Source organism: Pseudomonas sp. A34-9 (assembly GCF_029543085.1).
Taxonomy (GTDB): domain Bacteria; phylum Pseudomonadota; class Gammaproteobacteria; order Pseudomonadales; family Pseudomonadaceae; genus Aquipseudomonas.
Window position 1 is genome coordinate 1,784,906 of the sequence record NZ_CP119967.1, and the last position, 19,804, is coordinate 1,804,709.

At 59.0% G+C, this 19,804-nt stretch carries 16 protein-coding genes and 1 pseudogene; 7 read left to right on the plus strand and 10 right to left on the minus strand.

The features are described from left to right. Positions 1-58: 58 nt before the first annotated feature. The 4 genes and pseudogenes from P3G59_RS07940 to P3G59_RS07955 all read right to left on the minus strand — a co-directional run bounded on the left by P3G59_RS07940 (position 59) and on the right by P3G59_RS07955 (position 4,755). Positions 59-418: a DUF6124 family protein gene (locus P3G59_RS07940; protein WP_277761130.1), complete on the minus strand. Its 360-nt coding sequence runs from the start codon at positions 416-418 to the stop codon at positions 59-61. A gap of 475 nt (positions 419-893) precedes the next feature. Then, positions 894-3,617 carry an Ig-like domain-containing protein gene (locus P3G59_RS07945; protein ID WP_277761131.1) on the minus strand — a complete coding sequence of 908 codons (2,724 nt, stop codon included), beginning with the start codon at positions 3,615-3,617 and terminating at the stop codon, positions 894-896. 159 nt (positions 3,618-3,776) lie between these two features. Then, positions 3,777-4,157 (minus strand): annotated as a pseudogene (locus tag P3G59_RS07950) (YbaN family protein); the annotation flags it as partial. A 10-nt stretch (positions 4,158-4,167) separates the two neighbouring features. Then, the gene (locus P3G59_RS07955; protein WP_123465629.1) at positions 4,168-4,755 is read right to left on the minus strand and encodes a YecA family protein; all 588 of its coding nucleotides are present in this window, start codon (positions 4,753-4,755) and stop codon (positions 4,168-4,170) included. Between the two features lie 279 nt (positions 4,756-5,034). Here P3G59_RS07955 and recQ point away from each other — a divergent pair, with 279 nt between their 5' ends. The 3 genes from recQ to P3G59_RS07970 all read left to right on the plus strand — a co-directional run bounded on the left by recQ (position 5,035) and on the right by P3G59_RS07970 (position 9,809). Then, positions 5,035-7,164 carry a DNA helicase RecQ gene (gene recQ / locus P3G59_RS07960; protein ID WP_277761132.1) on the plus strand — a complete coding sequence of 710 codons (2,130 nt, stop codon included), beginning with the start codon at positions 5,035-5,037 and terminating at the stop codon, positions 7,162-7,164. Between the two features lie 313 nt (positions 7,165-7,477). Continuing rightward, positions 7,478-7,912 (plus strand): MarR family transcriptional regulator, encoded by a 435-nt coding sequence (locus P3G59_RS07965; protein WP_007919713.1) that lies wholly within the window; start codon positions 7,478-7,480, stop codon positions 7,910-7,912. A 127-nt stretch (positions 7,913-8,039) separates the two neighbouring features. Beyond that, on the plus strand, positions 8,040-9,809 hold the full coding sequence (locus P3G59_RS07970) for a FimV/HubP family polar landmark protein (RefSeq protein WP_277761133.1): 1,770 nt from the start codon (positions 8,040-8,042) through the stop codon (positions 9,807-9,809). A gap of 141 nt (positions 9,810-9,950) precedes the next feature. Here P3G59_RS07970 and P3G59_RS07975 read toward each other — a convergent pair whose 3' ends face one another. Further along, complete coding sequence (locus P3G59_RS07975) at positions 9,951-12,140, minus strand: patatin-like phospholipase family protein (protein ID WP_277761134.1); 2,190 nt, start codon at positions 12,138-12,140, stop codon at positions 9,951-9,953. Between the two features lie 71 nt (positions 12,141-12,211). Between P3G59_RS07975 and P3G59_RS07980 the strand changes: the two genes are divergently transcribed. After that, positions 12,212-12,499, plus strand: coding sequence for a SelT/SelW/SelH family protein (locus P3G59_RS07980; protein ID WP_277761135.1), 288 nt, complete (start codon positions 12,212-12,214; stop codon positions 12,497-12,499). On the opposite strand, the gene P3G59_RS07985 is transcribed toward P3G59_RS07980, so the two are convergent. Both P3G59_RS07985 and P3G59_RS07990 read right to left on the minus strand, forming a co-directional pair. Continuing rightward, positions 12,493-13,386 carry a DMT family transporter gene (locus P3G59_RS07985; RefSeq protein ID WP_277761136.1) on the minus strand — a complete coding sequence of 298 codons (894 nt, stop codon included), beginning with the start codon at positions 13,384-13,386 and terminating at the stop codon, positions 12,493-12,495. The genes P3G59_RS07980 and P3G59_RS07985 overlap by 7 nt on opposite strands. Before the next feature lie 153 nt (positions 13,387-13,539). Continuing rightward, positions 13,540-14,304, minus strand: a complete 765-nt coding sequence (locus P3G59_RS07990) for an AraC family transcriptional regulator (protein ID WP_277761137.1) — start codon at positions 14,302-14,304, stop codon at positions 13,540-13,542. Between the two features lie 133 nt (positions 14,305-14,437). On the opposite strand from P3G59_RS07990, the gene P3G59_RS07995 reads away from it, so the two are divergent. After that, positions 14,438-15,253 carry a UDP-2,3-diacylglucosamine diphosphatase gene (locus P3G59_RS07995; RefSeq protein ID WP_007919701.1) on the plus strand — a complete coding sequence of 272 codons (816 nt, stop codon included), beginning with the start codon at positions 14,438-14,440 and terminating at the stop codon, positions 15,251-15,253. Positions 15,254-15,337: 84 nt separating this feature from the next. Here P3G59_RS07995 and P3G59_RS08000 read toward each other — a convergent pair whose 3' ends face one another. Both P3G59_RS08000 and P3G59_RS08005 read right to left on the minus strand, forming a co-directional pair. Continuing rightward, positions 15,338-15,928, minus strand: coding sequence for an HD domain-containing protein (locus P3G59_RS08000; protein ID WP_277761138.1), 591 nt, complete (start codon positions 15,926-15,928; stop codon positions 15,338-15,340). 14 nt (positions 15,929-15,942) lie between these two features. Further along, on the minus strand, positions 15,943-16,254 hold the full coding sequence (locus P3G59_RS08005; protein WP_277761139.1) for a DUF962 domain-containing protein: 312 nt from the start codon (positions 16,252-16,254) through the stop codon (positions 15,943-15,945). 164 nt (positions 16,255-16,418) lie between these two features. Between P3G59_RS08005 and P3G59_RS08010 the strand changes: the two genes are divergently transcribed. Next, positions 16,419-17,480 (plus strand): AraC family transcriptional regulator, encoded by a 1,062-nt coding sequence (locus P3G59_RS08010; RefSeq protein WP_277761140.1) that lies wholly within the window; start codon positions 16,419-16,421, stop codon positions 17,478-17,480. On the opposite strand, the gene P3G59_RS08015 is transcribed toward P3G59_RS08010, so the two are convergent. Continuing rightward, positions 17,437-18,891 carry a TrkH family potassium uptake protein gene (locus tag P3G59_RS08015; RefSeq protein ID WP_277761141.1) on the minus strand — a complete coding sequence of 485 codons (1,455 nt, stop codon included), beginning with the start codon at positions 18,889-18,891 and terminating at the stop codon, positions 17,437-17,439. The two genes, P3G59_RS08010 and P3G59_RS08015, sit on opposite strands and share 44 nt — an antisense overlap. A 121-nt stretch (positions 18,892-19,012) precedes the next feature. On the opposite strand from P3G59_RS08015, the gene P3G59_RS08020 reads away from it, so the two are divergent. Further along, positions 19,013-19,579, plus strand: a complete 567-nt coding sequence (locus P3G59_RS08020) for a nitroreductase family protein (RefSeq protein WP_277761142.1) — start codon at positions 19,013-19,015, stop codon at positions 19,577-19,579. Positions 19,580-19,804 lie beyond the last annotated feature (225 nt).

Here is a 19,804-nt window from a genome sequence, read left to right on the forward strand (position 1 = left end):
CGCAGAGCGACCGAAGAGGCATTCCCAAGCAGAGCGTGGGAACGATCGGTCGTCTGACTTACCCCGGCAGCTGCAGATTATCCAGCACCCGATTCACCGCCAGCTCGCCGAGCATGATCAATTGCGCGATCCCCAACAACGTCCGGCGCTGCGAAGCGGGCATGAGATGGGCGAAGTCATGGGCGATGGTTCTGGCCGAGGCGAGTGTTTCATAAGCATCGGCCAGCAGTTCCTCGTTTTTGAAGTCCGCGGTAACGGCGTACATCCGGCGGGTTTTACGGGGCGGTGGCGTGGAGCCGGGCGGGCAGAGGTAATGGTCGAGGGCGCGGTCGGCGGCTTCGTGGAGTTTTTTTGAATCGAGGGATTCGTAGGGGGAGGTGGGGTCTGTTTCGGGCGGGTTGGGTGTGGGTTTGATCATGGTGAAGCTCCTACATGTGAGGCCACCAAATTTGTCGCTAAACAAAAGAAGGTGGCGGCTGGACGCAGGTTAGCGAACCGGGTGTAGGCGCCCGGCAGACCCGAAGGTCTCCCACGCACAGCCGCCATGACATCAATCGCAGACAAATCGTTTGCGATGAGCTTTGGAGCACTAGTGCGCCTACACAGATTCGGGTCGCTAAACCCGATCGCTGAATGAGTCAGCGACCGACCAACAATAGATCCCGTCCCCTAGGCGCACAAGCCGGCGGATTCTGGCGTAGCTGTAGGCAATTACGCAAGGTTACGTGGCTTTTCGGTCATAAAATTCAACATGCTTCAACAAGGGTTTCCGCAAGCGCGGAAACGACAAAACCCGCGCTCCCGGTTGACCGGGAGCGCGGGTCTGTAGAGTCGGGAGTGGAAAATAAATAGGTGCCCTTTTCCCACTTCTTCGGTTTCTCAGCATGAGCGCTTTATGTTCTCAGCAGACACCAGGCTCCAGAATAGGCCGCAGCCGCATCCGCGCAGTAAATGCCGCGATACTCATGGTGAAAGAATGCGAAGCCCGCCGATATGTTCTGACACGCCCCCTTCTCACATAACCAGTAATGTTTATAAATCGGCATTCGTCCATAAACCCTTTGCAAGTCATTAATCGCTGCACTCGAGACAGGGAATCCTCCCAGCGAATACATCCAGTTCACAGCTTGCTGGTAGTTCATGCTGTTTTCATTGATTGCCAAGCGAAACACATTGCTGACGTAAACTGGGAATGACAGTGAGCTTTTGTTTTGATCCGTTACGGTGATGGTGGCAGTGCCATTGGCATTCCCGGTGACGACGCCAGCTGAAGTCACAGAGGCGACTGCAGGTTTGTCGGAGGTAAAGATGTAGGGAGCGGTGCCGCCTACTGGGTACCTTATGTCGGTATTTCCGATAGAGGCATTTCCAGTCACGTGCCATGGGTATTTAACGGATAACCCCGACAGCGTCATCGGTGCTGTGTTCATCGACAGTGGAAGTATCGATTTAATAAGGTATTTTCGGGTGGGGAACCTGACTTTTGACTTCTCTTCGTGCTGGCCTGAAAAACTTACCCAGCACGAGATAATCGCCTCGGATAGGTGTTTGAGCGATTGAAACCGTTCAAGCGGGATCAACTTTTCATAGCCGTCGATTGAAATAACGCGCTCACCGACAACCACATCCAATACGACTTTGTTCCCGGAGGCATCAACACCTTCCAGCGTCACCCAGATCAATTGCCCTATTGCCTGTAGGGGCCATGCCGGCACTTTAAGCATGTCGCTGGCTTCAAGGCTTTTCACATCCAGTTCAGACGCTGTGACACCTGCCACGGTTATTGTCGGAAAACGAGGGTCTTCTGGTTGCACAGCAGCAATCACTACCTTCGTCGGCGAAGAGGACGCGATTCTTTCTCCGTTACTCCACAAGTTCCAGAACAGATTGACTTCCTCTCCTTGATGGCGAATGCGAAACGCGGGTTCAAGCGGCCAATTGATACGTTTGTTTTTGTTGAATGGCAGTCGTGGGAAGGGAGAGGCACCGGCTGGGGCATTCTCCTGCCTCAGTCGGCCCATCTGACCGTCCTGAGCTTCGAGGTATTCGGCCCGCATAAGCCAATCACCGTCCAGCGGATCAATTGTTCCTCTGGGCACTTGTATCGGTGGATTGATCGTGATGACTTTCTTCGCACTGATCTGCAATTGCAGCAGATCGGAAGACACTGTGGCCTCCCCGGGATTTTTGATTTCGCACTTCACCGACAGAGGACCGCCAGCATAAGGTGCGACGAATTTGCTCTCTACGTGGAAAATGATCGGCAGTTTTTCATCAGTGATGATCTGTTGAAAAATGTAGAGAATAGCCGTGCCTGTTTCACTGAGGGCCTGCCAGTAACACAGTGCTGTTGCACCCTTTCTCAAAGGCCAGTATTTGGCAAACTCTACCGCCACTGTGGGGGCATCTTCCGGTACTTCGCCTGCAGCAGTCAGTGGCGTGACAGCTGGCAGTCCCAAGGGTTGGGATGTGCCAGTGATGATGGCGTTGGCGGGTTTTGATTGCTGGGTGACATTACCGCTGGTGACGGTAAAGGATGCCCACATTTCCCCGCCGATTGCGTTTCGTATGAGTTCATTCGCAATGTCGAAGATCTGCGTCTTGCCAGCGGTCGTCCGCGTCCGGCTGTCGGTGTAGAAGAGAGCTTCGCCGTTTTTTGTATGACCCTGTAGTGTCAGGTTAATAATGTCTCCTGCGGCAAACGAAGCGCTGGTCGTCACCGATGTATCCAAACCCTTTAGCAAGTCGTGATTCAGCACGTTTTGAGTGTCTGCTAAATCCCAGAACGGAGCCGCAAGCAAGAAAATGCCAGGTATTACCTTGATGGGGGTCGGAAGCGACCATTTGCTGAAATTCTCCACAGTGTCGTGTACCGACCAGCTTACCGGCAGATTGTCGGTCGGCTTGAGGGTGGCCAGCTTTGCGGCCGTGATTTCAATCGAGACATCCCCGAGGGCGGTCACTGTAACGCTGACGAGTTCAGGTCCAAAGGCGACTGTGACCACGTCGCCAATGCATTGATTGGGGTATTGCAGGATCCTCACCCAGGTGCCGTCGTTGATAATGGTCTGGTCGATCACCAGATCCGCGACGATTGGTTTGGTCATCGCCTCGTTTTTTGCGGTACTGCTGTCGGGATCCTGTGGACCGGGTGGCGGATATTTATAAAGCACTCCAATAGGTGTTGATTCTTCAAGGTTGCCACTAATACGTTCAACAACAATCTTCCCCTCCAGACTGGTCAAGGAATTTGGCGCAAAGCTGAACTCCAGATCATCTAAAGAGATGTAGAAGGAAATCAGCTGCGCCACTCCCTTATCGTTGAAGTGTTCGGGGCCGACCGTGATTTCAGCGACTGGAAGTGGATGAGGGGCAAGGTGAACGTGAATCTTGTCGCTGATGCTCATATTCGAGTAAGGAAAAATCCAGGCCAGTACCCCGCTTAGGTCGCTGTTAGCCATGGCTACGTTGACGCCCATGGCCCCGTCAGGCTGTGGTTTGTGGTTTGTGATGTAAAACGGCGAAAGAGCCAGAACCCCAATGCCGCCGGAGGGTGGAGGGAATATCTGGATTTGTTGACTCGATGCGGAACCTGAGGGCGCAACTGGACTGTTCATGAGTGCTCACCTTTGCAAGGGGTGCCCGAATGTCTGGGTGACGGCACCATTGACGAAGGATTAGAGCGCTGACGCGTGGGTCTGCCTACTGTCAGATCTGACAGGGGTATGACGGTTTCCGACGAGCGGACATCGGGACGGGGGGCAGGATTTACGTAACGTCTTCTGCCGCAAAATATAAACCGTCACCAACACCGCACTCGTCAACATGAACCCTCGCGCCCACGGCAGTGGTACCAGATAACACGAGAACAGAATGCTCGCCCACATCAGCCCGATCGCGTAGACCTTGCCTTTGAGCGGAATGCCGTTGCCATCGAGGTAATCGCGAATCCATGGCCCGAGCCGTGGATGCTCGACCAGCCAGCGATAGAAACGTGGAGAACTGCGCGCGAAGCAGGCCGCGGCGAGCAGAAGGAAAGGGGTGGTGGGCAGGACGGGCAGGAAAATCCCGATCACCCCCAATGCCACGCTGAGCCAGCCGATGGCCAGCAGAATGTAGCGCAACATCAGGGAGCGGTTGCCTATGGGATTGTCCATAGGCCGGATCTTAGTGGTGACGTGGCTTGAGGATCGCCGGTTTTTCGTCGGGTGCCTGGCACAGCAGGTACAGCGCGGTCAGGGCTTCCGGGATCTGCACGATCATGTCGTCCATCAGGTTGGCATCTTTGGCGATGTCTTCGAACTCTGGCTGTTCGTCGAACAGGCCCGAACCGACCATGATCGGCAGGAGCATTTCGCTGACTTCTTCTTCGGCGGTTTCGAACCAGGCCGCTTCACGCAGGAACACGCCTTCCATGAAGCCGATGCACCAGCCGCGCAGTTCCGAATCGTCCGGCTCGTCGCCCAGATCCAGTTCGCATGGCAGCTCGAACTCTTCATCGGAGGCCAGTTGACGGGCGATGTGGGCCTTGAGGCCGATCAGGGTGGCTTCGATCTCTTCGCGCTGGGCGTCGCTGCTGTAATGCGGCTCTTCGGCGAACAGGGCGTCGATCCACTCACGCTCCGGTACTTCTTCGGCGCAGATCGACAGCGCGGTCAGGTAGCCGTGAGCGGCCACGTAATCCAGCGCCTCGTCATGCAGCTCGTCGGCGTCGAGGAAAACTTGCAGGCGGGTCAGTTGCTCAGCGAAGGACATTACGGGGCTACCTTGGGGAATAAACAATGCGGGAATTCTAGGCCTTCTTGCGCGCTCAAGCCAGCCGCATGGCTGATTTGCTCCGTCGCGACCCCATATCAGCGATTGTATCGACGGGTGTCGCCCTGTGCAGGGGAGGGCTCGGGTATACTGCCGCGTTTTGCGATCCCTGCCCGTCTTGCGGCTGTCATGCAATGCGCTCTTACGTTTTGTTTAAGCAGCCCCGGCTGTTCTGAACCAGCCTGAGCAGGGATGTATCGGTAGATTTTTGGAGTTTTTATGCTCGAACAGGCTCAGCGCGTCCTCAAGGACATCTTCGGCTACGACAGTTTCCGTGGCCGTCAGGGTGCAATCATTGAGCGCGTGGCCAGTGGCGGTGATGCGCTGGTGCTGATGCCTACCGGTGGCGGCAAGTCCCTGTGCTTCCAGGTGCCGGCGTTGTTGCGCGATGGCCTGGCCGTGGTGGTGTCGCCATTGATCGCTTTGATGGACGATCAGGTCGCCACCCTCGAAGAACTCGGTGTGGCCGCCGCCGCGCTGAACTCCACGTTGAGCGCCGAGCAGCAGCGTGACCTGGCGGCGCGGATCAAGCGCGGTGAAGTGAAAATGTTGTATCTGGCGCCCGAGCGTCTGGTGCAGCCGCGCATGCTGTCGTTCCTGCAAGGGCTGAACATCGCCCTGTTCGCCATCGACGAAGCCCACTGTGTGTCGCAATGGGGTCACGATTTTCGTCCGGAATACCTGCAACTGGGCCAATTGGCCGAGATGTTTCCCGACGTCCCGCGCATCGCCCTGACCGCCACCGCCGACAAGCGTACCCGCGAAGAAATCGTCACGCGTCTGCATTTGCAGAATGCCGAGCGCTTCCTGTCGAGCTTTGACCGGCCGAACATCTTCTACCGCATCGTGCCCAAGGAGCAGCCGCGCAAGCAGTTGCTGGCGTTCCTTGCCGAGCGGCGCAGCGATGCCGGCATCGTCTATTGCCTGTCGCGCAAGAAAGTCGAAGAAGTCGCAACGTTTTTGAGCGAGCAGGGCTTCCCGGCGCTGCCGTATCACGCCGGTTTGCCCAATGAACTACGTGCCTTCAACCAGAAGCGCTTCCTCAACGAGGAAGGCCTGATCATGGTCGCTACCGTGGCGTTCGGCATGGGCATCGACAAGCCTAACGTGCGCTTCGTCGCGCACCTCGACCTGCCGAAATCCCTCGAAGCGTATTACCAGGAAACCGGTCGCGGCGGCCGTGACGGCCTGCCGGCGGATGCCTGGATGGCCTACGGTCTGCAAGACGTGGTGATGCTCAAGCAGATGCTGCAGAACTCCGAAGGCGACGAGCGGCACAAGCGTCTCGAGCAGCACAAGCTCGACGCCATGCTGTCGCTGTGCGAAGAAACCCGCTGCCGTCGTCAGACCCTGCTGGCGTACTTTGATGAAGACATGCCCGAGCCGTGCGGCCATTGCGACAACTGCGTCGACGGCGTGCAGACCTGGGACGCCACCGAGCCCGCGCGTCAGGCGCTGTCGGCGATTTTTCGCACCGGCCAGCGTTATGGTGTCGGTCATCTGGTCGACGTATTGCTGGGCAAGGAAAACGAAAAAGTCCGCAGTTTCGGCCATCAGCATCTGTCGGTATACGGCGTCGGCAAGGCGTTGAGCGAAAGCGAGTGGCGCTCGCTGTTCCGCCAATTGGTGGCGCGCGGTCTGGCCGATGTCGATCACGAAGGTTATGGCGGATTGCGTTTGAATGACAGTTGTCGGCCATTGCTCAAGGGCGAAGTCACGCTGGAGCTGCGCCGCGATCTCAAACCGCAGGTTACGGCCAAAACCGCCAGCAAGAGCCCGGCCAGCCAACTGGTACGCGGCGAAGAGCGCGAACAGTGGGAAGCCTTGCGCGCCCTGCGGCGCAAACTGGCAGAAGAACATGGCGTGCCACCGTACGTCATCTTCCCCGACTCGACCTTGCTGGAAATGCTCCGTAGCCAGCCGACCTCGCTGGCGGAAATGGCCCGGGTCAGCGGTGTCGGTGCACGCAAGCTGGAGCGCTACGGCGATGCCTTCCTCGAAGTGCTTGGCGGCGAAGTCGAGGCGCCGAAAGTGGTGGCCGATGTGCGCCATGAACTGATCACCCTGGCTCGCGCGGGCATGACCCCGCTGCAGATCGCCGGTCAGTTGCAGTGCTCGGAAAAGAACGTTTACACCATGCTCGCTGAGGCGATCGGCAAGCAGCAGTTGTCGCTGGAGCAGGCGCTGGATTTGCCTGAAGAGTTGATGGGCGAAGTGCAGGACGCCTTCCTCGATGGCGAAGGCGAGTTGCCGTCGGTCACCGAGGTGGCCGAGCTGTTTGCCGGCCGGGTGCCGGAAGGCGTGCTGTATTGCGTGCGGGCTGCGTTGCAGTCGGAATTCGAGATGTAATCTGGCCCCGCCCTCATCGGAACGCCGCCCGCCCAGCCCTCTCCCCGAGGGAGAGGGGGCCGACCGAGCTGTCTTGCGCCATACATCGACCTGAAAACCCGAGTCGATTATGGATTCAGCGCAGAGCTGTCACGTCGGCGTAATTCCCGAATATCCCCCAATCAGTCCCCTCTCCCTCTGGGAGAGGGCCAGGGTGAGGGGGCTTCAAGATGTAACGATTCAGTACAGACCACCACTTGCCTATAACTGCAGCTCATGCTTAGCTGGCTAATAATTAGAAATTCTTTATTTTCAGTCTAACCGTGAGTGTTTTATGCCGTTAACCGATCAACACCGCTTTGGCATGCAACTGGCCCAGATGTCCCGTGGCTGGCGTGCCGAACTGGATCGACGCCTCGCCGGGCTGGGGTTGTCCCAGGCGCGCTGGCTGGTGCTGCTGCATCTGGCGCGTTTTGAAGAAGCGCCGACCCAGCGTGAGCTGGCGCAGAGCGTCGGCGTCGAAGGGCCGACCCTCGCGCGCTTGCTCGATAGTCTGGAAAGCCAGGGCCTGGTGCAACGCCAGTCCGTAATGGAAGACCGCCGGGCGAAAAAAATCGTCCTCTGCGCACCGGCCCTGCCGCTGATCGAACAAATCGAAACCATTGCCACACAGTTGCGTCATGAGTTGTTCGAAGGCGTCGACGAGGCGGATTTGAAGGTGTGCATGCGGGTTCACGGGCACATTCTGGCCAACCTGGAAAAATCTTGAGGCACATCCACGTGCCGGATCTTTGAGAGATCGTGCTGAGCCGACTATAAGAACTACTGGGCAATATCGTGTTCGTACCGGATGTGCGAACGCATAGAAGTCGGTTTTGCTTATTTAAGGGATGCTCATGCTCGCAAGTCGGCACGTGGTACTGCGCGGTGGCGCCAAATGGCTGCTGGTCGCTGGTGTATTCAGCTATTCGGCCTGGTCGATGGCCTTGGGGCTGGGTGATATCACCGTCCATTCAGGCCTTAATCAGCCGCTCAAGGCCGACATTGCTTTGGTCGATGTCGGCGGGCTGACGCCAAACGATTTGGTCGCGCGCCTGGCCACGGCGGATGAGTTCGCCGAGGCCGGGGTCGAGCGGGTGTTCTTCCTCAACGACCTCAGGTTCGTGCCGATCCTGCATGGCAATCGCCAGATGATCCGGGTGACCTCAAGCAAACCGGTCAACGAACCCTTTCTGAATTTCCTCGTGCAGCTCAATCAACCCAACGGCCGCTTGCTGCGTGAGTACACCGTGTTGATCGATCCACCGGGTTCGCCGGGTATCGTGCCGGCCACCGATGAACCGGATCCACGTGCACAATCCTCCGCGTTTCCGACGGTCGAGCCTGTCGTGGCCGCGCCGCAGGCACCTCAGGCCAAACGCGACGCCGTGCCCGCGCCAATGCCTGCAAATCCGCCGGCCAACGATGCACTGACCGAGCAACTGGCTGCCAGTGTCTTGCTGAATCAGCAATTACAAAAGACCGTCGATGAACTGAACGCCAAACTGCAGACGCAGGATGTGCAGATTGCCGATGGCAAAAAGCAGGTCACTGAGCTGCAAACGCAATTGGTCGAACTCAAGCAAGCACCGCCACCGACCGAGGTAACCCCGGCACCTGCTCCGGTTGTGGCACCTGTGGAGTCCACTGATGACGGTTTGAACTGGCCAATGCTTGGCGGCCTGTTGCTGTTATTGGGGGCATTGACCGGGCTGTTTGTGCACCGCCGACGGCAACAGTCGCCACAGGCTGATCAACCGCTGCCACTGTTGCCGCAGGGCGATGAACCTGATGTCGCTGAAGTCGAAAACGCCGAGTCTGTCAGGGCTCACACCTCAGCCCAACACCGTGAAGAACCGGCGGCGGGCGATGTGCTGGAGGCGGTGGGGATCTATCTGGCCTATGGTCGCTTGGGCGAAGCTGCGGGGTTGCTGCGCGATGCCTTGCATAAGGAACCGGAGCGTACGGACATCGGTTTGCAGTTGCTTGAAGTCCTGGGGCGTCAGGGTGACAGCGCCGCGTATGAGCAGCAGGAAAGTCATTTGCGTGAACAGGGCGTGGATGCCCAGACGTTACAGGACGTTCGTGTTCGACATCCGAAACTGGCGGGTGCCGCACTATCGGCCGCCGTGCAGCCCGTCATTGCGGCGGCGCCCCATGTCGAGGCCCAACCGGCACTTGAGGATGATTTCGAGTTGAACCTGGGCGAGTTGTCGATGGATTCCAGTTGGGATCTGGAAGACAGTCGCTCAGCCACCGCAGAGCCAGTTGCAGACACCTCGGCGCTGGGTTCCGGCCTGCAAGTATTGCCTCAGGACTTTGAATTGCCGGAAGCGGTCAGCGAAGACGCCGAGCTTGAGTGGATCCCTGAATCGGACGCCGGGCCGCTGGATGAAGATTTTCTCAATGAGTTTGCTGATGCCGAGCCGTCGCTGGCGTTGCAACCGCTGGATTTGGAAGCCGCGGAGCCGGTGCACGGCGAAAATTCCGGGAAACTCGAACAGGCGCAAACGTGCATTGATGACGGTGACATCGACAGCGCGATTGCGTTGCTCAATGAATTGCTCAAGGAAGGCGATGAGCCGTTGAAGCAAACGGCGCGGACGTTGCTGGCGGGGATTCGTTGACCCCCAATCAATTTGCGGTGGATCTGATATCGCTTTCGCGAGCAGGCTCGCTCCCACATTTGAACGGTCTTCGCAGAACCATTGTGGGAGCGAGCCTGCTCGCGAAGACTGACGCTCAGTCAACATCAATTGCGAATCTGATCAGAAGGTCTGCCCAAGATTCAGATAAACCGCCTGCTCATTCGCATCATTCAACCCATAACTGAAATTCAACGGCCCCAGCGGCGTGTCAAAACCGATGAACACGCTGGCCGCGTTGATATAGCCGCTGTCGAACTCATTGTCGTTGTTCCACGCCCGTCCACGCTCCAGCGAGGCGCCGGCATACAGCGGGAAGTCCAGCGGCAGATACGAGCGCGGCGTCAGCCGGCGATAGTACACCGCGCGCATCAGGCTGACGTTCTGCCCGGAAATCGCGTCTTCCCTGAACCCCGACAACTGCCGCGCACCGCCAAGCAGGAAGCTTGACGTCACCACGTTGGCATCGTCCAGGGTACGCCCGTAACGACCACCGAGAATCAGCGTATCCGGGCCACGGCTCATGGCTTTGTCGAGTTTGAATTCCCACTGTCGGTAGCGCGTATCCGAACCCAGGCCCGGTTCGAACTGCATCAGCGTCAGGCTGACGTCCTTGCCTTCATGAGGGAAGTAAACGTTATCCAGCGAATCGTAGGAATACTTCAGCGCGTAGAAGCCTTCGTTGAAGTTTTCACTCGGCAGATCCTGATCGCCAATCCGCACATCGGCCTTGCCCCAGGCCTCGCCGACACCGAAACGCACTTCGCCGTTGTTTCCGATCTGGCGACCGAAGTTGAGGCCAAAACCGTAGCGCTCGACGCGATACTGCGCGATCGGATCGTTGTCGAGCACCGAGTCGACGTTCTGTGCTTCGAACGAGGCGTACGGCGCGACGAAGTAGCGCGAGCCAACGTCCAGCGGTTGATAGAACTCGGTGTACAACTCTTGTTTATCGCCAATCTGCGCGCGGGTCAGCCATTCCGCGCCGAGGCGGTTGATGCCGTTGATGCGGTAGCTGGCACCGAGGTTGAAAGCGCTGTCGCCGCGCATGTCGTCCGAGAGATTGAGGCCGACCCGCAAGTAATCGGTGCCGCTGCGTTTGCCCCGGGCGCTGATCACCAGCGTGTGATCCTGACCTTTATGCACCACGCGGTATTGCACCTGCTCGAAGTAGTCGAGGCCGTACAAGGTGCCCATGTCCGAGTGCAATCGCGCCAGATCCAGCGGTTCGCCAATGTGTTGGCGGATGTAGTAGCGGATCACATCGTCGTCGACTTTTGAGTCGTTCTCGACGCGGATCGCGGTGATGATCGGCGTGCGCTGACCTGGCGAACGCGCGGCGTTGAGTTCGGCGTCCTGGGATTCTTTGGGTTTGAGGACGGCGAGGCGCGCATCGAGGATGCGGGTAGCGCGGTAACCGGCGTCGATCATCTCCTGAGCCTTGCCGAAATCTGTGACACCGAACGCTGCGAGCGCGGGCTGAATCAGCACATCGGAGGATTTCAGCGCGGCCAGCTGTTCTTCGGAGTTACTGCGGGTCATCAGGGTGATCGACTGGTTCAACACATCGACCACGGTGGTCAGTTGCTTGCGGTTGCGCAGCGGTGTGCCGATATCGACCACGATGGCCACGTCGACGCCCATTTCCCGCGCCACATCGAGGGGGATGTTGTCGGTCATGCCGCCGTCCACCAGCAGCCGGCCATCGAGTTCGACGGGGGCGAACACCGCCGGAATTGACATGCTCGCGCGGATCACCTGGGGCAGGTGGCCTTTGCGGAACACCACTTTTTCGCCGTTGGAAATGTCGGTGGCGACAGCGCGGAACGGGATCGGCAATTTGTCGAAATCCCGGGTGTCGCTGGTGTGGGCCAGCAGGCTTTCCAGCAGCAACGAGAGGTTCTGGCCCTGAATCACACCCAGTGGCAAGCCGAGACTGCCGTCGTCACGAAAGCTGAGTTTCTGTTTGACCAGGAAGTCGCGGTCATCCTGTTTGCGCCGAAACGGTACGTCTTCACGTGGCGGGGCGTCGGACAGCGCGGCTTGCCAGTCGATGTTCAGCGCGAGTTTTTCCAGCTCATCGATCTTGTAACCCGAGGCGTACAGGCCACCGACCACCGCGCCCATGCTGGTGCCGGCGATCGCATCGATCTTGATGCCTTGCTCTTCCAGTGCTTTGAGCACGCCGATGTGCGCCAGGCCGCGCGCAGCACCGCCGGACAGCACCAGGCCGACTTTCGGTCGCGGCGCTTCACTGGCGTGGACAAGCAATGGAAGGAAACCAAGCAGCAGGCAGAACAGCAGACGGCGCATTGTGAGTCTCGGGGCAAGCGATAAAGCCGGCTATTATAGCGGCGCCCTCTGTCTCAGGAGTTCCAGCGAACATGACTGTCGCAAAAGCAGAAGTTGTCATCACCTATTGCACCCAATGCCAGTGGCTGCTGCGCGCCGCGTGGCTGGCGCAGGAACTGCTCAGCACTTTTGCCGACGATCTCGGCAAAGTCTCCCTGGTGCCCGGCACCGGCGGGGTGTTTCACATCACCTGCGACGGCGTGCAGATCTGGGAGCGCAAGGTTGACGGCGGCTTTCCCGAGGCCAAGGTGCTGAAACAGCGGGTTCGCGATCAGATCGATCCTGACCGCGACCTCGGTCACAACGACCGCACTCAGTGAGATGCGGCTTCGGCGGCAACGGTTTTCTTGTCGGCGCTGCCGGACATTCGCGCGGACACGACGATGGCGATGATGATCAGTGCGCCGCCCATCAACATCCGTAGCGTCGGGTTTTCGTTGAACAGCAGCCAGGCGAGGGTGATGCCGTAAACCGGCTCCATGGCAAATACCACCGCGGCCGTGCGTGCCTTGATCACCGCCAGACTGGCGACGAACAGACTGTGAGCCACACCGGTGCAGAACACCCCGAGCAAGCCGATCCACAGCCAGTCCAGCGCACGAACCTCGCTGAGCTGCGGCGCCGCGACTGGCAGCAGACACAACGCCACCACCACGTTTTGACACAACGCTGCCTGCACCGCCGGAATCCGTCCGGAGCTGGCGCGGTTGGTCAGCGACAGCAACGAAAACAGCAGGCCCGACAGCACTGCCCAGAGCAGGCCGGTGGTGGCGCCACTGGCCAGATCGAACGCTGGCGTCACCAGCACCAGGCCGACAGTGACCAAGACGACGAGGATGATCTCATTGGTGCGGATGCGCTCGCGAAAGATCATCCCTTCAAGAATCACCGTAAACGCCGGGAAACTGGCAAAGCCCAATGTTGCGATCGCCACGCCGGCAATCTTCACCGAAACGAAGAAACTCACCCAATGCCCGGCCAGCAACACGCCGCTCAGGGCTAGGCGTCGCCAATCCACAGCCTGGAGTTTTTGCCAGCCGCTCTGGCTGGCGAAACGGGCAAAAAACGCCAGAGCGAGCACGGCGAAGGTGGCACGACCGAAAACGATCACGGCCGGCGACGCAGCGGCGAGTTTGCCGAAGACGCCAGTCAGGCCAAACATCAGAGCACCGATATGCAGGGCGCCGAGGGCGGTACGCGGGGTCATTGCAATCCTTTTATCTCAAACGCGATTTCAACTGTAGGAGCTGCCGCAGGCTGCGATCTTTTGATCTTGCTTGTGAAAAACAACATCAAAAGATCGCAGCCTGCGGCAGCTCCTACATATTGAACCAGGGAAGACTGTGAGTCTGTCGGCAGACTATCGTTTTTTGTCGTAGGAATCGCGCCGAAGCTGGCCGGGTGATGAGCCGAACTCACGTAGGACCGCGGCTGAGAAGGCACTCTGCGAGCTGTAACCGACGCGACTGGCGATTTCGCCTATTGGCAATGCGCTGTCGCGCAGCAGTTGCACCGCCAGATGCAGGCGCCGGCTGCGAATGTAATCCATCGGTGTCTGCCCGCACTCGGCCATGAACCGCGCATGCAGACGCGCGCTGGATAAACCGGCGACTCGCGCCAGATCGGCGACTTGCAAAGGGTAAGCAGCGTATTGCTCGATGTGCGCATCCAGCGCGGCATAAGGCAGGCGTCGCGCGGCGAGTTCGGCAGGTTGCGCCAGATTGAGGCTGGCCAGCAGCAACACCGCGCCTTGCTGAGCGATCAACGGATCGCTGACCGGACTGTTCGCCAGCCAACTGACCAATTGGCTTTGCCCCGCGTCCATTGAGTGCCGCGCCGGCTGGTCGAGCAGGCGGCGACTGGCCTCGGCATGTTCGCCGAGTGAATCGGTCACCCATGGCCCTTCGGGGATATCGAGCACCAGACAGCGGCTGCCATCGGGGCTGCCGCAGGCATGATGCGCACCGGACGGAATCACCACGAAACTCTGCTGGCGCACCTGACTGCCACAGCCTTCGACCTCGAAATCCAGCGCACCGGACAAGCCGAACACCAATTGCGCGTGCTCATGGCTGTGCACGATCAAATCGCGAGTGTACTGACGCAGGGTGAGGATCGGACGCATGGCAGGGTCTCCGGGCAAGTCGCCAGTCTACACCGGCGCACGCGCAATGCGTTGTCACAGGACTGACTCACGCTTGTCATGGTCGATTAACCGGGCAGGCGCAGAGTGGCGAAAACATCGCAGAGGGTTGCCCATGACCAGCGCCGAGCTCGCCAGACCCAGTCGCAAACAACGCGTGCGAACCCTGTGGATCTCCGACGTGCACCTGGGCACGCGGGACTGCCAGGCCGAGCACTTGTCGCAATTTCTCAAGGGCTATCACGCTGACAAAATTTACCTCGTCGGCGACATCATTGACGGCTGGAAACTGCGCGGCGGCATGTACTGGCCGCAGGCGCATACCAACGTGATCCGCCGCTTGCTGACCATGAGCAAGCGCGGCACCGAGGTGATCTACGTCACCGGCAATCACGACGAATTCCTGCGCCGCTATTCGAAGCTGATTCTGGGCAATATCCAACTGGTCGACGAGGCGGTGCATGTCACCGCAGACGGGCGGCATCTGTTGGTGATTCACGGCGATCAGTTCGATGTGATCACCCGTTATCACCGCTGGCTGGCCTTCCTCGGCGACTCCGCCTACGAATTCACCCTGACCCTCAATCGCTGGCTCAACCACTGGCGGGCGCGTTATGGCTACGGCTACTGGTCGCTGTCGGCTTATTTGAAGCACAAAGTGAAAACCGCGGTGAGTTTCATCAGCGACTTTGAAGAAGCCATCGCCCATGAATGCGTGAAGCGCGAGTTGCATGGCGTGGTGTGCGGACACATTCACCATGCCGAAATCCGCAAGGTCGGGGAGGTGGATTACCTCAATTGCGGCGATTGGGTGGAATCGTGCACGGCGCTGATCGAGCACTGGGATGGCACGATCGAGTTGTATCGGCTGGCGGATGCGCAGGCGCGTGAGGCGGAGCTCAAGGCTGCCAAAGTCGCCGAACTCGCTTAACAGCAAAAGATCGCAGCCTTCGGCAGCTCCTACAGAGGTACACCTTCCAATGTAGGAGCTGCCGAAGGCTGCGATCCTTTGATCTTAGGCCGTGCTGTGTTCTTCCATCGCCGCCTTGTAAATCGAGTTCTTCGGCTGCGCAAACAACCGTTCCATCATCGGCTCAAAGAAACTCAACGGCAGTGTGTCGTACTCCGGATCAAACGCCGCCGCATCGTATTTGGCACAAAATTCGGCCGTCGCCTGAAACTGCGGATGCTCCTTGAACTGCTCGCGCAGGTGCCGATCCATGCCCAGGTGATGAAAGAAGTAGTAACCCTGAAACACCCCGTGCTTCTCGACCATCCACAGATTCTCGGCACTGACGAACGGCTTGAGAATCGCTGCGGCAATGTCCGGATGGTTATAGGAGCCGAGCGTGTCACCGATGTCATGCAACAACGCGCAAACCACATACTCCTCGTCGCGCCCGTCCCGAAAGGCGCGGGTCGCGGTTTGCAGTGAGTGGGTCAGGCGATCCACCGGGAAACCACCGAAGTCGCCTTCAAGCAGTTTCAGGTGCGTCAGGATTCGCGACGGCAACTGTTTGGCGTAGGCACTGAAGTCGGCGGCGATGATCGCCCAGTCTTCCTGGGTACCGTCTTTCATATGGGTGAAACGGGCATTGGCATTCATTGGCTGACCCTCATTCAGAACGCCACGCGACCCAGAATCATGTCGCGGTACATGACGAAGTCGCCGAGCAGGCTGTAGAGCGGATGCTGGAAAGTCGCCGGTCGGTTCTTTTCAAAGAAGAAGTGCCCGACCCAGGCGAAGCTGTAACCGGCCAGCGGCACGGCCAATAGCAGCAGCCACGCGCCGTTGGCGATGGTCATTGCGAGAATGAAAATCACCAGTGTCGTGCCGATGAAATGCAGGCGCCGGCAGGTGCTGTTGTTGTGTTCGCTCAGGTAATACGGGTAGAACTCAGCGAAACTGTTGAAATGCTTGATGTTTTCCACGACCGCGTTCTCTGTGGTTATTGTTCTGGCGACGAGTTGTTCTGCGGGTAGCTTATTTGAGTCTAGAGTGATCATTGGCGTGGGCCAGTGACAATCGGCGCCACTTTAGTATCCTTCGCAAATCAGGCCGTAACATGCGGCCCCTCATGTAAAAGAAAAACGCCATGAGCGAACGAACGACTTCCGCAAGCTGGGCGATGGGGATTGTCAAAGCACTGGAGATGGACGGCCTGGATTGCCGGGTTCTGTTCAAGCAACTGGGGCTCGATTACACGGCTCTGGATGATCCGGATGCGCGCTTCCCGCAAGATTCCATGACTCGCCTCTGGCAACGGGCAGTCGATCTGTCCGGTAATCCGGCGATCGGCCTGAACATGGGCAAAGTCGTGCGCCCGGCGTCGTTTCATGTCGCCGGTTATGCACTGATGTCGAGCAATACGCTGGCCGAAGGCTTTCAACGATTGGTGCGCTATCAGCGCATCATCGCCGAAAGTGCCGACCTGAGTTTTCGTCTGCTGGAAGAAGGTTATGCGCTGATTCTGACGGTGCATGGCGATCACCTGCCGCCGACCCGGCAAAGCGCCGAAGCCTCGCTGGCCTGTGCACTGGGCTTGTGTGGCTGGTTGACCGGGCGCACGCTGCATCCGGTCAAAGTCCTGGTGCAGGGCGCCGAACCGGATGACCTGGAACCCTATAAACAGGCTTTCCACGCACCGCTGATGTTCAACGCGCCGTACGATGCGCTGATCTTCGAGCGTGCGGATATGGAGGCGCCGCTGCCCACCGCCAACGAGGCGATGGCGCTGCTGCATGACCGGTTTGCCGGGGAATACCTGGCGCGTTTTTCCGAAAGCCGCGTGACCCACAAGGCGCGGCAGGTGCTGTGCCGGTTGTTGCCACAGGGCGAGCCGAAGCGCGATACCGTCGCGCAGACCCTGCACCTGTCGCAGCGCACCTTGCAACGGCGGTTGCAGGAGGAGGGTACGAGTTTTCAGCAACTGCTCGACGACACCCGCCGTGAACTGGCCGAACAGTATCTGGCGCAACCGAGCATGACCTTGCTGGAAATCGCTTACCTGTTGGGGTTTGCCGACCCGAGCAACTTCTTTCGCGCGTTCCGCCGCTGGTTCGACACTACGCCCGGCGATTACCGGACGCGGTTGTTGCAGGCGCCCAGTGTGATCAGTGACGCCAAAAGGCCGGAATACACAGCACAAACACCGTAATGATCTCCAGTCGGCCGAGCAGCATGCCGAACGACAGGATCCACTTGGCCGCGTCCGGCAAGGTGGCGAAGTTGCCCGCCGGGCCGATGGTTTCGCCCAGGCCCGGGCCGACACCGGACACGGTACTGGCGGCACCGGTCAGTGCGGTCATCCAGTCGACGCCGAGCAGCGACAGCAGCAGCGCGATCACGCAGATGGTGATGGCGAAGAAGAACGAGAAGGTCAGAATCGAACGCACGATTTCTTCGTCGAGACGGTGACCGTTGTACTTCTGTTTGATCACCGCGCGTGGGTGAATCAGCTGATTAAGGTTGGCCTTGAGCAGGATGTAGGCGACCTGAAAGCGGAAGATCTTGATCCCGCCCGCCGTCGAACCGGAACAGCCACCGACAAATCCCAGATAGAAAAACAGCATCAGCGAGAAGTTGCCCCACAGGCTGTAATCGCCGAGGGCAAAGCCGGTGGTGGTGACCACCGAGGTCACGTTCAGCGCCACGTGGCGCAGGGCGTCCAGCCAATGCAGGTTGGTCGTCCACCAGTACCAGGTGCCGAGCACCAGCCAGGTCACCAGCAACATGCCGAGCAAGCCCTGCACTTGCTGATCCTTGATCAACGCTTTGCGGTTGCCGCGCAACGTCGCCACGTACAGGGTGAACGGCAGGCTGCCGAGGATCATGATGACCACCGCCACCCAGTGCACCGCCGGTTGTGTCCACTTGGCCAGGGATTGGTCTGAGGTCGAGAAGCCGCCGGTGGAAATCGCCGACATCGCATGGTTGATTGCATCGAACGGACTCATCCCGGCCCACCAGAACGCCAGGCTGCCGAGGATGGTAATGCCGACATACGCGGCGACGATCAGCCGCGCCACCATGTGCGAGCGCGGCATGACCTTTTCCGAACGGTCCGAGGATTCGGTCTGGAACAGGCGCATGCCACCGATCCGTAGCAACGGCAGAATCGCCACCGCCATACCGATAAAGCCAATGCCGCCGATCCAGTGCAACAGCGAGCGCCACATCAGGATGCCGGGGGACATGGTGTCGAGGCCGTTGAGCACGGTTGAACCGGTGGCGGTGATGCCGGACATGCTTTCGAAAAACGAGTCGGTGTAGCTGATGTGCTGGGTCAGCAGGAACGGCAGCGCGGCAAAAATGCACACCACCAGCCAACTGCTCACGGTCAGCAGGTACATGTCACGCGGACGCAGGTGAATGTGCTCGGGCCGGCCGGGAATCACCAGCGCGAGGCCGGCGACGAAGGTGATCATGCTCGCCCAGAGGAACGATGGCAGGTCGCTGGTGCGCTCGAAAATCACCAGGGTGGCCATGGGCACGACCATGGCGACGGCCAGGGTGATCAGGAAGATGCCGATGATGAAACCAATGATCCGTAAGGTCGGCAACGCCATGAAGTCCGCTCGGGCTGATGTAAGAAGGGCGCCATTCTACCCGTGGGGCAGGGCATGTAAACCGGCATCCTGTTGGCAGATAAAGCTAGAATAGCCGCACATATTTTTCAGGAGGTGGCCGATGCAGGCTCTCGAGGCGTTGCTCAACCGTGTTTCCGTTCCACGACTGGTCGAACCGGCCCCCACTGCCGAGCAGCGCGAAGCTCTGTTTGGCGCCGCGTTGCGCGCGCCGGACCACGGGCATTTGCAACCGTATCGCTTTCTGACCATCGAAGGCGTGGCGCGCGAGCAAATGGGCGAGTTGCTGGCCGAGGCTGCACAGCAGCAGGAAGGCGAAGTCACCGAAGCGATGATCGACAAGGCCCGCAACGGCCCGCTGCGTGCACCGCTGGTGGTTGTGGTGATCGCCAGATTGCAGGAACACGTCAAGTATCCGAAGGCCGAGCAGTTGCTCGCTGCCGGGTGCGCGGCGCACGGGATTTTGCTGGCGGCGTATGCGCAGGGGATTGGTGCGGTGTGGCGTACGGGGGATTTGGCTTATTCCAGGCATGTGGCCAAAGGTTTGGGCTTGACCGAGGGTGAAGAGGTGATTGCTTTCCTTTACCTCGGCACTCCGCAGAAAGAACCGCGTGTGGCGGAGAAGGTTGATCTGAACGAGTTCGTCAGCGCCTGGCCCGGTAAGGCCTGAAGATCAAAAGCCCCTCACCCTAACCCTCTCCCGGAGGGAGAGGGGACTGATTGGGGGATGCTCAAGAGGTACGCCGACCTGAGCGATCTTTGCCGAATCCAGATCGACGCGGATTACCGCTCTGGTGAAACCATAAACGACGCGGATTACCGCTCTGGTGAAACCATAAACGACTCGGATTACGGGTCTGTCGAATCCATAATCAACTCGGTTTTTCAGGTCGAT